This window comes from Campylobacter sp. 7477a, from assembly GCF_014892335.1.
GTDB classification, from domain to species: Bacteria; Campylobacterota; Campylobacteria; order Campylobacterales; family Campylobacteraceae; genus Campylobacter_A; species Campylobacter_A californiensis.
The window spans coordinates 38542-49654 of the sequence record NZ_JADBJH010000006.1 but is presented as its reverse complement, the minus strand read 5'-3'; the positions used below and the strand labels follow the sequence as shown (position 1 = coordinate 49654).

General features: G+C 37.8%; 12 protein-coding genes. 6 read left to right on the top strand and 6 right to left on the bottom strand.

Annotated elements, in window-relative coordinates; genetic code table 11:
• The first annotated feature begins 2 nt into the window (after positions 1-2).
• Positions 3-1169, top strand: a complete 1167-nt coding sequence (locus CCAL5182_RS04000; RefSeq protein ID WP_169938330.1) for a MalY/PatB family protein — start codon at positions 3-5, stop codon at positions 1167-1169.
• Between the two features lie 53 nt (positions 1170-1222).
• Here CCAL5182_RS04000 and sodB read toward each other — a convergent pair whose 3' ends face one another.
• Positions 1223-1846, bottom strand: coding sequence for a superoxide dismutase [Fe] (gene sodB, locus CCAL5182_RS03995; protein ID WP_336610306.1), 624 nt, complete (start codon positions 1844-1846; stop codon positions 1223-1225).
• Positions 1847-2077: 231 nt separating this feature from the next.
• On the opposite strand from sodB, the gene CCAL5182_RS03990 reads away from it, so the two are divergent.
• Genes CCAL5182_RS03990 through CCAL5182_RS03980 form a run of 3 tightly spaced genes read left to right on the top strand, consistent with a single transcriptional unit; the run spans position 2078 to position 4912 of the window.
• Positions 2078-3070, top strand: a complete 993-nt coding sequence (locus CCAL5182_RS03990; RefSeq protein ID WP_336610305.1) for a DctP family TRAP transporter solute-binding subunit — start codon at positions 2078-2080, stop codon at positions 3068-3070.
• A 4-nt stretch (positions 3071-3074) separates the two neighbouring features.
• Positions 3075-3632, top strand: a complete 558-nt coding sequence (locus CCAL5182_RS03985) for a TRAP transporter small permease (protein ID WP_336610304.1) — start codon at positions 3075-3077, stop codon at positions 3630-3632.
• A complete protein-coding gene (locus CCAL5182_RS03980; RefSeq protein WP_336610303.1) occupies positions 3629-4912 on the top strand; it encodes a TRAP transporter large permease in 1284 nt (427 codons plus the stop codon). The genes CCAL5182_RS03985 and CCAL5182_RS03980 overlap by 4 nt, the downstream gene beginning before the upstream one ends.
• 95 nt (positions 4913-5007) lie before the next feature.
• Here the strand turns inward: CCAL5182_RS03980 and CCAL5182_RS03975 are convergent, their stop codons facing one another.
• Genes CCAL5182_RS03975 through CCAL5182_RS03955 form a run of 5 tightly spaced genes read right to left on the bottom strand, consistent with a single transcriptional unit; the run spans position 5008 to position 9882 of the window.
• The gene (locus tag CCAL5182_RS03975) at positions 5008-6102 is read right to left on the bottom strand and encodes a GGDEF domain-containing protein (protein WP_336610302.1); all 1095 of its coding nucleotides are present in this window, start codon (positions 6100-6102) and stop codon (positions 5008-5010) included.
• Positions 6102-7163: a GGDEF domain-containing protein gene (locus CCAL5182_RS03970; protein ID WP_336610301.1), complete on the bottom strand. Its 1062-nt coding sequence runs from the start codon at positions 7161-7163 to the stop codon at positions 6102-6104. The genes CCAL5182_RS03975 and CCAL5182_RS03970 overlap by 1 nt, the downstream gene beginning before the upstream one ends.
• A 37-nt stretch (positions 7164-7200) precedes the next feature.
• Positions 7201-7353 carry a hypothetical protein gene (locus tag CCAL5182_RS03965; RefSeq protein ID WP_169938315.1) on the bottom strand — a complete coding sequence of 51 codons (153 nt, stop codon included), beginning with the start codon at positions 7351-7353 and terminating at the stop codon, positions 7201-7203.
• Positions 7350-9248: a mechanosensitive ion channel family protein gene (locus CCAL5182_RS03960; RefSeq protein WP_336610300.1), complete on the bottom strand. Its 1899-nt coding sequence runs from the start codon at positions 9246-9248 to the stop codon at positions 7350-7352. The genes CCAL5182_RS03965 and CCAL5182_RS03960 overlap by 4 nt, the downstream gene beginning before the upstream one ends.
• Positions 9241-9882: a carbonic anhydrase gene (locus tag CCAL5182_RS03955; RefSeq protein ID WP_169938311.1), complete on the bottom strand. Its 642-nt coding sequence runs from the start codon at positions 9880-9882 to the stop codon at positions 9241-9243. Before CCAL5182_RS03955 ends, CCAL5182_RS03960 begins: the two co-directional genes overlap by 8 nt.
• Before the next feature lie 147 nt (positions 9883-10029).
• Between CCAL5182_RS03955 and CCAL5182_RS03950 the strand changes: the two genes are divergently transcribed.
• Positions 10030-10734, top strand: coding sequence for a Bax inhibitor-1/YccA family protein (locus tag CCAL5182_RS03950; RefSeq protein WP_336610299.1), 705 nt, complete (start codon positions 10030-10032; stop codon positions 10732-10734).
• Complete coding sequence (locus CCAL5182_RS03945) at positions 10727-11110, top strand: thiamine-phosphate pyrophosphorylase (protein ID WP_169972380.1); 384 nt, start codon at positions 10727-10729, stop codon at positions 11108-11110. Before CCAL5182_RS03950 ends, CCAL5182_RS03945 begins: the two co-directional genes overlap by 8 nt.
• Positions 11111-11113: the final 3 nt, after the last annotated feature.

Sequence of the window (11113 nt, the reverse complement as noted above, 5' to 3'; positions counted from 1 at the left end):
GCATGAAATACGACTTTGATACCTTGGTTGACAGAAGTGGCACCAATTCATCAAAATGGCGCACCAATGGCGATGAACTGCCTATGTGGGTGGCAGATATGGACTTTAAGGCTGCACCAGAAATCTTATCTGCTATACAAAAAAGACTTGATAATGGCGTATTTGGCTACTCGTATATCCCAAATGAGTGGAATGAGGCGATTTGCTCTTGGTGGCAACGCAGACATGGGGTAAAATTTGAGCCAAATTCCATGATGTTTTGCACGGGTATAGTTCCTGCTATGAGCTCTGCCGTGCGCAAATTTACAAGCGTTGGAGACAAGGTAGTAGTCCAAGCCCCGGTTTATCATCTGTTTTTTAACTGCATAACAAACAACGGCAGACAAGTCCTATCAAACGACCTTGTTTATGAAAATGGTGAGTATTGTATCGACTTTGATGATCTTGAAGAAAAGCTTTCAGATCCGCTCACGACTATGATGTTGCTTTGCAACCCTCAAAATCCAGCAGGTAAAATTTGGAGCAAAACCGATCTTGCTCGCATCGGTGAGCTTTGCTATAAATACGGCGTTTTAGTGCTTAGTGATGAGATACATTGCGACTTGACCGATCCCGGGAAAAGTTACGTGCCATTTGCTAGTATAAATGAAATTTGTGCGCAAAACTCTATCACTTGCGTTTCTGCCACAAAGGCATTTAACATCGCAGGACTTCAGACTTCAGCCGTTATCGTTCCAAACAAAACTCTAAGAGTCAGGATGAACAGAGCTTTAAATACAGACGAGGTTGCCGAAGCAAACGCCTTTGCTATAACGGCAACTATAGCCGCATTTAACGAGGGTGAGGCATGGCTTGATGAGCTAAATCGTTATGTATATGAAAATAAACTCTTGGTTAAGGAATTTATCGAGCGAGAAAATTTACCTATCCGTCTAGTTCCTTCGGACGCCACTTATTTGTTATGGCTAGACTGCTCTAAAATTTGTGAGAATTCAAGCGAATTTACTAAATTTTTAAGAGAAAAAGCAGGACTTTGGCTAAATGACGGCAATGCATATCGTGGTGGAAAGTGTTTTGTTAGAATGAATATTGCAACCCAAAAAGAGCGAGTTTTGGAAGGGCTTAGGCGATTAAAAGCCGGAGTTTTGGCTTATCAAAACGCAAAATGATAAATTTGTCTTAGGTGTAGTTCACCTAAGACTTATGTTACAAATGGTAACTGTTATTTATTTCCGTGAAGTTCGTCGATATAAAATTTAACGGAATTCAAACCCTCTTTCTTTGCCCACTCATAAGCAGATGAGACAAATTCCCAGTTTATGTTTTCATAAAATGTTTCGAGGTATTTTGGGCGAGCATTGAAGTTATCAATATAATACGCGTGTTCCCAAACATCTACAACAAGAAGTGGAATTTTACCTTCGGTTACCGGAGTTACGGCATTTGAAGTTTGAACGATCTCTAATTTTTGGCTTGACGGGTTATAAACAAGCCATGCCCAACCTGAACCAAAAAGTGTTGTAGCGGCTTTAATGAACTCGTCTTTAAAGTTACCAAATTCATTTGATAGCGCCGCTTGTAGCTCTTGGCTCATCTGGCTTTTTTTAGCTATACAATCCCAGTAAAAGTCGTGGTTATAAACTTGAGCCGCATTGTTATATAGTCCGCCTTTAGCGCTTATTAGAAGCTCATAAAGTCCTGCATTTGCAAATTTGCTATCTTTTATTAGGTTATTTAAATTTGCGACATAAGTTGCGTGGTGTTTGCCGTGGTGGTAATTACAGGTTTGCTCGCTTACTACGGCATTTGTTTTAGCGTCAAACGGAAGTTGTCTTAGTGTAAACATTTTGGTTCCTTATATATTGAATTTTACAAGTCACATTATATTACAAATTTGTAACTAAATTATTAATTGAGTATTTCTATCGTTTATAGGATATTTTTACCACTTTTAAAATATTAAATGAGTAAAAAAGTAACATTTGTAATGAAATAAAAGTAACTAAATGTAACAAACTATACAAAATCAAAAATTTAAATATTATAATGGGCTTAAAACCAAACAAAGGAGAAACTCATGAAAGTTTTAATTTCAACAATACTAAGCTGCGCAGTTGCAGTAAGTGCATTTGCAGCTGAAAAAACATATACAATAAAATTCGCGCACGTTGTTGCGGCAAGTACACCAAAAGGAAAAGCGGCTGATTTCTTCGCAAAACGCGTTGAGGAGATAAGCGGCGGTAAGATAAAAGTTCAAGTTTTCCCTTCGGCTCAACTTGTTGATGATGATCGTATATTTGGTGCTTTAAAGCTAAACAACGTTCAAATGGCAGCGCCTAGTTTTTCAAAATTTACGCCTATCGTTCCACAGTTTCAGCTTTTTGATCTACCGTTTATATTTGCAGATGAAAATCACCTGCATAAAGTTCAAGACGGCGAAGTTGGTCAGGCTTTAAAAGACCTAGTTACTAAAAAAGGTTTTGTTGCGCTTGATTATTGGGATGCGGGCTTTAAACACTTTAGCTCAAGCACAAAACCTATCGTAAATCCCGAAGATGCTAAAGGACAAAAATTTAGAATTCAAAGCTCAAAAGTTTTAGAAGAACAAATGAAAGCAGTCGGAGGCAACCCTCAAGTTCTTCCGTTCTCGGAGGTTTACTCTGCGCTTCAACAACGCGTTGTAGATGCGACTGAAAACCCGCTTTCAAATTTCTATAACACAAAATTCCATGAAGTTCAAAGTTCGCTTACGCTTTCAAGCCACGGATATCTTGGCTATCTTGTAGTAGTTAGCGATAAATTCTGGAAGAGTTTGCCTGAAGATATGAAAAAGTATGTTACTCAAGCACTTAGTGAGGCTACTGATTATGAGCGTGAAGAGACCGCTAAAGAGGACGCACACGTTATAGCAGAGCTTGAAAAATACGCAGCAGAGACTAAGAAGCTTGAAATTTTCAAACTTGATGATACTCAAAGAGCTAAATGGTCTGAGGCTATGCAACCTATCTATCCTAAATTTTACGATATCATAGGTAAAGATCTAGTAGAAAAAACTATAAATGCAAAGTAATACTATGCAAAGATTTTTTCAGATTTTAGATATCGGCATCGCTAGTGTAAACAAGACGATCGCCGTCGTAGGTATAGCAGCCGGGACGCTGTTAGCCTTTATCAATGTCGTTATGCGCTACTGTTTTAACAGTGGCTGGGCATGGGCAGGTGAAACGGTAAACTACCTTTTCATCTGGTCTGCATTTTTCGCTGCCGCTTATGGTTTTAAAAAGGGCATTCATATAAGCGTAACCATACTAATAGAAAAATTTCCTCCACAGATCGCTAAAGTCTATATGATATTTTCAAGTATCCTAACAACGGTATTTTTGTTATTTATCGTAGTTTACGGTGTTCAATACCTCATGATACTTCACGAGATGGAATTTATGAGCGTTGACCTTGGAATTCCTCAATGGATACCAATGCTTGTTCTTCCGATAGCATTTTTGGGTGCAAGCTATAGGGCCGGAGAGAAAATTTTCGAGATAGCCAAAACACCTGCCGACAAAGTTATCGTAAATGCAGAAGCCGAAACCATCAGAGATGCTGTTTCTGTTGTTAAAAAGGAGCAAAAATGACCATAGCGTTTTTATTTATCGCTCTTTTTGGGCTTATGCTTATAGGTGTGCCTGTAGCCATTTCACTTGGCGCAAGCACTGTGCTTACTATGATACTTTTTACAGACTTGGAGCTAGCGGGAATTCCTCAACTTATATTTGACGGTATAAACAAATTTTCGCTTATGGCGATACCTATGTTTATCTTGGCGGGAAATTTACTAAGCAAAGGTGGTTCTGCTAAGCGTATTATAGAATTTGCAAAGTCTATGGTAGGACATTTGCCTGGTGGTCTTCCGATGAGTGCGATATTTGCTTGTATAATATTTGCGGCAGTTTCTGGAAGTTCTCCTGCAACGGTTGTTGCGATCGGCTCTATCATGTTTGTAGCTATAAAAGAGGCGGGCTATCCCGCAACTTACGCCGTAGGAGGAATTTCGACTGCGGGTTCACTTGGAATTTTGATACCGCCTTCTGTTGTTATGATCGTTTATGGTGTAACGGCTGAGGTTAGTATAGGTAAGCTATTTATGGCGGGCGTTGTACCGGGTGTTATGCTTGGTGCTATGATGATAGCTCAAACTTATATCGGAGCAAGAAAACTAGGCTTTAAGGCAACTACTCCTGAGCCGATGAGTGAGCGTATTAAGAAATTCGGTAAGGCGTTTTGGGCGCTTTTGATCATTGTTGTCGTTATAGGCGGAATTTACGGCGGAATTTTTACTCCGACCGAGGCTGCTGCGGCTAGTGCCGTTTATGCGCTTGTTATATCGCTTTTTGTGTATAAGGATATAAAAGTTAAGGACATCTGGGCGATATGTCTTGACTCGGCGATGACTACCGCGATGATATTTTTCATCATTACAAACGCGGTTGTGTTTGCATATCTACTTACAAGTGAGCAGATACCTCAAGCTATCGCGGATGCTATGCTAAGTGCAAATATTGGCAAGATAACATTCTTGATCATCGTAAATATATTGCTATTTATCATGGGTCAGTTTATGGAGCCGTCATCTGTTGTTATGATCATGGTGCCGCTGCTTTTACCGATAGCTACTATGCTAGGTATCGATCCGATACATTTTGGTATAGTTCTTATCGTGAATATGGAGATAGGCATGATCACGCCACCTGTGGGGCTTAACCTGTTTGTTGCTAGCGGACTAACGGGCATGAGCTTAAAAGATGTTATCATGTCGTGCTTACCATGGACATTAACGCTGTTTGTGGGGCTTATACTTGTAACTTATATACCTGAAATTTCACTTTGGTTGCCAAATTTAATGTATGGCAATTAAAACTTCTTTATGATTATGGCGGATAACCTCCGTCATAATCTTTAAATTTTATCTACTTTAAATTTGGATTTGATATAAAGAGGGCTTTGTGTTATTTAGGGGTGCTCCCCCCCCCATAGCGCGTGGTTGTATTTTTCATTTACAATGATATCTTTACCTCGTTTTTTACCTTGATAAAGTAGTGCGTCGGCTTGTCTTATCATGTCTTTTATATTAAATGGCTCTTTTCCATCGTGCGATACCATACCAAATGTCATCGTTACTTTTATGACGGTGTTTTGATATGTGGTTGTTGACTGACTTATCAGCTCTCTTACTTGTTGCATACTTTTTAGAGCTTCGCCAGATGTCGCGTTGTAAATTATGATAAGAAATTCTTCTCCGCCCCAGCGAGCAACATAGTCGTTTTCTTTAAATGTTTTGTGTAAAATTCCTGCAAAATCAACCAAAAGCGCGTCTCCTGCGCTATGTCCGTAAGTATCGTTGATGATTTTAAAGTTGTCTATATCGCACATTACGATGGAGAAATTTACATCTTCAAAAAGACTCTTCTTGTCTATGACGCTATTCATAGAAGTTCGGTTTAAAAGCCCTGTTAATGGGTCGTGGTTAACTATCATGCGAATTTTCTCTTTTTGTTTTAAGACGCTTGCGTAGATTAGCTTGTTAGACACTTCAAGCAGATAGGCTGTAGCTATAGCAAAAAAGGTCATTGCGCTAAGGTTTATCACCATGAAAATATCACGCCACGCGTCATATGGTCTATTTGGTTCTCCCGCAAGAAACAGCAAGCATATAATGGCGGCTATGGTTTGTATCGTTATGATAGTGTGGTTGACTTTTCTGTAAGCAAATGCGGGCAAGAGCATGGTAAACGTTGAGGTTAAAAACAATAAACCAAAGCCGTATCCCCAGCCAAGCACCATAGTGCAGATAAATACATATACAAATGTTTCTATTTGAAATATAAAAAACGATAGTTTTGCGTTTGTTTTGTTGTCTATTAAAATTTTAATCGAAAATATATAGCTTATTATCGAAAATATATTAACTACGGCTAGGCTCTCTTCTTTTGCGATGAGAAATAAAACAAAATACACAATGTGAGTTATCAATGAGAGGGTTAAAACTATCTGTAAAAATAGCTCCGGATTTATGTTTCTTTTTATATTTTTAACAAAGATACTCACTAGTCAAATTTCCATTCTATGCGATTTTTACCGTTTCTTTTACCTTGGTAAAGCAGGGCGTCTGCCTTGCCTATAAGCTCGTCCATCGTGATGATCGTTTTATTTGTGCAAACAACCATACCAAATGTCATACTCACAGCTGATTTATCGGGTAGTTTGATAGAATTTATGCTTCGCGTAAGCCTTGCGGTGATCTTGTATAAGAAGTCGGTTTTTGTATTCGGAAGTATTATGAGAAATTCTTCCCCGCCCCATCGGCAGATATAGTCATCTTTTCTGAAGATACTTACAAGCATATCGGCGACATCTTTTAAAACCGCATCTCCTCGCTCGTGTCCTAATGTATCATTTATCGTTTTAAAGTTATCTATATCGCCAAGCATAACGACTAAATTTGAGTTTGGATTTTCATTCTCTTTTAACGCGCTTAGCTCGTATCTTAGGATATTTTTTATAGAGCGCCTATTTAAAAGACCGGTGAGAAAGTCTCTTTTTGAAAGTTTTTCAAACTCATCCGTTTCGTTTTTAAGTCGCTGATAGTCAGCTGCCGTTATAATGTCGGCGTATGTTGAAAGTTTTATCCTTGTATAAAATATCAAGATAATGTTCGCCGTGTTTGTTATAAGTAAAATTTCTTTCGAAAGCCCGATGTTGATATCTTTTGTAAAAAAGTAAAGTGCTATTAATATAAGCAGCTCCATGATAACGATCGCGTATGTGATACGTTTTGAGTCAAAAGCCAAAAAGTAATTTACAAGTATGGTGCATGCAAGCATGATCCACATACCTGAAGCCCAGCCCAATACCATAGAACCCAAGGTAGCGCCGATAATCGTATTTGCATGAAACAGCACGGATATTAGCATGCTGTGTTTGATGTTAAAATTTAACCTCATTAATACAAATACAATCACCGACATGGCGTAAAATATAGCGATATTTGCATTTATAAAGTAGAACAAAAGCACACAGGTTAAATTTATTATGATTAAAATGTATAAAAGCGTTTTGTAGATATTTTCTACGGCTTTATAACTAGCATGTCCTACTTCTTTGCTCATGAAAGTGCAACTTCCTTTATGTAAATTTTAATAGCATTTAATAAGATTCGTAGCTATCTTCTTCCTCGTCACCATCATCGTAGTCATAGTCGTTTTCGTCATAATTATAACTATACGTGTTAGATGAGTCGTAGTCATCATCTCCTATACTCTCTTCGTAGTCGAAGTCGTCTTCAAATTCCGTGCTCATAAATTCTCCTTTTGTAAAATTTCATCTTGTGGTAAATTTGTATTTTCTATATAAAGACTTTGGCTTGGGAATGCAAACGAAAGGTTGTTTTCGCTTACGATTTGCATGATCTTAAATATAATATCTTGCTTTACAAGGACGTATTCAGCGCCTACGGTTGTTTTGGCAAAGCAGTTTACAACAATATCCACCGAGCTGTCGTTTAGGTTATCAAGCGCTACGGTTAAGTTGCTCTTATAACCTGCTAGATCATCGATACTTACGATATTTTGTTTAAATCTAGACCTGCTATCTTTTGCCATAAACTGACCACCGTTATCAGGCTTTGATATATTTGGATGATCAAGAAGCATGTTTCTTATGTCGTCTATACATTTTTGAAGCTGCTTAATGGTTGAGTTATAAGTAAGTCCGATGGTAAGCTTGATATTGCGTCCGATTTTACGTCTTGTCCAGTTTCGTATAGGGTCGCTTACCAACTTTGAGTTAGGCACAAATATAAGTGCGTTATCAAAGCTTCTAACCGTTGTTTTTCTAAGTCCTATCTCGACAACCGTTCCCTCTATATCACCACAAACTATCCAGTCGCCTTGTGAAAAGGAGTTATCAAAAAGAAGCATAACCGAGGCAAAGAAATTTGCGATGATGTCTTTTGCCGCAAAAGCAACAGCCAAACCGCCGATGCCAAGGGAGGCGATAAGTGCCGATATATCAAATCCAAGGCGGCTTAAAACAAGCAAGATTGCTATCGTAAGAACGATAAAATATATAATTTTAAGGATTAAATTTACAACCTCTTTTCGTCCGCTTTTTTGAGCGATCTTGCCGATTAGTATAAGTCCGTATCCATCAAGCATGGTTAAAAGTAGCCAGGCAAATGCCAAGATATAAATTATCGAAAAGGTATTTGCGATATTTATAGGCATAGGCACAGGATAGTAGCCGATCCTTATGCAGATATTTAGTGCATAGATTATAAGTATCGAACTTATCGGTCGTTTGACGATGTCAAGAATTTGATCTTTTATGTCCTCGCTACCTTCAAATTTTGCAAATAGCGAGATAAACCAGTAGGTAAATTTTGCTAAAAGTCTTGTTAGTGATATAAAAAATAAAAATATAAAAATTATAATGGCCGTCTTGCCGAGATTAAATTTATTTGTATTGACGGGAACTTTTTCATTTATAAGATCGATCGCATTTTTTAAATTTAACTCAGAGAGTATGAAGCTTGAGCTTAAAAGTGCGGCGTTGTTTTTTATATATGTTAAAATTTCTTCAGATGTTTGTTTTTGCAGTTCAAGCAGGGCGATCTCGTTGCTATATGTCGCCACATCATCGCCTAAAAATTCCTTTAGATCTTTAATGTTTAGGTATAAATTTGTCTGTAAATTTAAAAGCTCGGCTACGATGAGATCTTTTATCTGACTGTCTTTTGCACCCTTTTTAAACAACTCTTCAAGCTTTATGAGTGCAGTATAGTAGGCTTCGCTTATCCTTAGCTGTTCAAGCTCGATGGCATTTTGTGCAAAGAGCTTTTTATTGCCTGACTTTTCATATCTTGCGACCTTGTTTTCTGCAGAATTTTTTCGTGCTTTAAATTTATCTATATCGCTTTGTTTGACGTCTATTTGCATGATAAGAAATGGAATTTTGTCTAAAAGCTTCTCTTTTCTCTTTTCAAGAGTAGATAAATTTGAAGCGCTTGTATTTGAGGCGTTTGAGTCTTGTTGCTGTAGTTTTAAAATTTGTATCTGCCCGTTTAGGGTTTGAATTTGAGCGGTGGCTTCTACTATATTTTTTGGCTCAAGCGAAGCGGTTTGGTTGTTTTCGCCTTTTTCACCCGCAAAAGCAAGGTTAAAGCATAGTAAAAACGCAAGTAAAATTTTACTCATGAGTATCCTGTCTGATAGCTAAAAGTTTAAAGGTTTTACTCTCTAAATCATAGCTAAAAATTTCTCCCGTTTCAATTATATAATGCCAGCCGTAAATAGCTAAATTCCCATCTAAATAATCACGCTCAACATTTGGATACGTAAGGATATTTTCGATCGAATTTATGACATTTAAGCGCTCTGTTAGCCAAGCCATTTTTGCAGGATCGTCGCTTGTAAATTTTAAGACCTCGTATTTTATAGGCTCTATCAGCTTTATCCAGTTCTTAACATTTGGCGTGTTTATAAATTTAGACTCGTCCTGATATAGCGCCCCGCATCCTCCGCAGTTTGAGTGACCGCAGATTATGATATTTTTGATATTTAATACCTCAAGCGCATACTCTATAGCCGATGTAGTAGCTAAAAATTCGCTACTTACACGGTAAGGAGGGACGATATTTGCGATATTTCTTACCATAAAAAGTTCGCCAGGAAGGCAGTTTGTGATGAGGTTTGGCACAACACGAGAATCAACACAAGAGACAAAAAGGGTGTGTGGATCTTGAGCGTGTTGTAAGCTTTCAAAAAGCTCTTTATGCTCCAAAAAGCCGTCTTCCATAAATTTAACGGCACCTTCAAGTAGTGATTGCATCAGATCTCCAAAAACGTTAATTGTGTTTAATTATATCAAATTTTATTTAATACGAACATGTTTGTGATTTTTTCGTAATTAAGTAAAATTTTAATTATTATTTACCTATTTTTGGCTAAATTTAGGGAAAAAATTTAAGGAGTTAATATGAGTTTGTATAACAGAAACTACGCTGATCAAAGCTCTCAAAGAGAAGAGGTTGCGTATTCTCAAAGTTCGTTAAGTTCGTTTATTAAGCAAACTTATCAGCTTTTTGCCGCATCTTTACTTTCAGCTACTGCGGGTGCTTATGTGGGCATTAGCATGGCGCATGTTTTTGCGGGTAACAAAATGCTATTTTGGGGACTTGTAATAGTCGAATTTGTTTTGCTTTTCGGTCTTATGGCGGCTAAGCGCAAAGAGGGGCTAAATATGGTCTTATTATTTGCCTTTACATTTGTTAGCGGTCTTACGCTTACCCCGCTTTTATCTGCCATCTTCAGTATGCCAAGTGGCGCTAGTATCGTAGCTCAAGCTTTTGCTCTTACGACTGTTGCATTTGGTGCTCTTAGCGTATTTGCTATGAATACAAAGCGCGATTTTACTACAATGGGCAAGATGCTTTTTATCGCCCTTGTCGTTATCGTCGTGGCAAGCTTGATAAATATTTTCTTTGCAAGTCCTTTGGTTCAACTAGCGATAGCTAGTATAGGCGCTATCTTGTTTAGTGCTTACATACTTTATGATACGCAAAATATTATCCGCGGTAACTATGAAACACCTATCGAGGGTGCTGTTGCCTTGTATCTTGATTTTGTGAATTTATTTACTTCGCTTCTTCAAATTTTAGGAATTTTTGGAAGAGATGAGTGAAAATGAACGCATTTATCGCGTGATAGATGCAAATTTAAATCGCTTAAGAGAGGGTTTGCGCGTAGTTGAGGACATAATGCGTTATGTCTTTGACGAGGCAAACCTCGCATATAAGATAAAAAACCTCCGCCACAAGGCAAAAATTTCTTCAAAAGAGTATATTAAATTTAGAGATGCCGCAAACGATGTGCTAAAGCCAAGCACAAAGACCGAGCAGGCTAGAGCAAATTTAAGCGACTTAACTGTGGCAAATTTAAAAAGAGCTCAAGAGAGCGCACGTGTGCTTGAAGAGTGCTTTAAACTTATTGATTTGCAATACTCCGAATTATTCAAATCCATCCGCTATGAGCTTTACGAGATAGAAAAGCAAATTTAATCA

Bases quoted from the DNA above. Each gene is read 5' to 3' on its own strand.
- CCAL5182_RS03955 (WP_169938311.1), bottom strand. From the start codon at position 9,882: ATGCAATCACTACTTGAAGGTGCCGTTAAATTTATGGAAGACGGCTTT.
- CCAL5182_RS03960 (WP_336610300.1), bottom strand. From the start codon at position 9,248: ATGAGTAAAATTTTACTTGCGTTTTTACTATGCTTTAACCTTGCTTTT.
- CCAL5182_RS03990 (WP_336610305.1), top strand. From the start codon at position 2,078: ATGAAAGTTTTAATTTCAACAATACTAAGCTGCGCAGTTGCAGTAAGT.
- sodB (WP_336610306.1), bottom strand. From the start codon at position 1,846: ATGTTTACACTAAGACAACTTCCGTTTGACGCTAAAACAAATGCCGTA.
- CCAL5182_RS03950 (WP_336610299.1), top strand. From the start codon at position 10,030: ATGAGTTTGTATAACAGAAACTACGCTGATCAAAGCTCTCAAAGAGAA.
- CCAL5182_RS03980 (WP_336610303.1), top strand. From the start codon at position 3,629: ATGACCATAGCGTTTTTATTTATCGCTCTTTTTGGGCTTATGCTTATA.
- CCAL5182_RS03970 (WP_336610301.1), bottom strand. From the start codon at position 7,163: ATGAGCAAAGAAGTAGGACATGCTAGTTATAAAGCCGTAGAAAATATC.
- CCAL5182_RS03985 (WP_336610304.1), top strand. From the start codon at position 3,075: ATGCAAAGATTTTTTCAGATTTTAGATATCGGCATCGCTAGTGTAAAC.
- CCAL5182_RS03945 (WP_169972380.1), top strand. From the start codon at position 10,727: ATGAGTGAAAATGAACGCATTTATCGCGTGATAGATGCAAATTTAAAT.
- CCAL5182_RS04000 (WP_169938330.1), top strand. From the start codon at position 3: ATGAAATACGACTTTGATACCTTGGTTGACAGAAGTGGCACCAATTCA.
- CCAL5182_RS03965 (WP_169938315.1), bottom strand. From the start codon at position 7,353: ATGAGCACGGAATTTGAAGACGACTTCGACTACGAAGAGAGTATAGGA.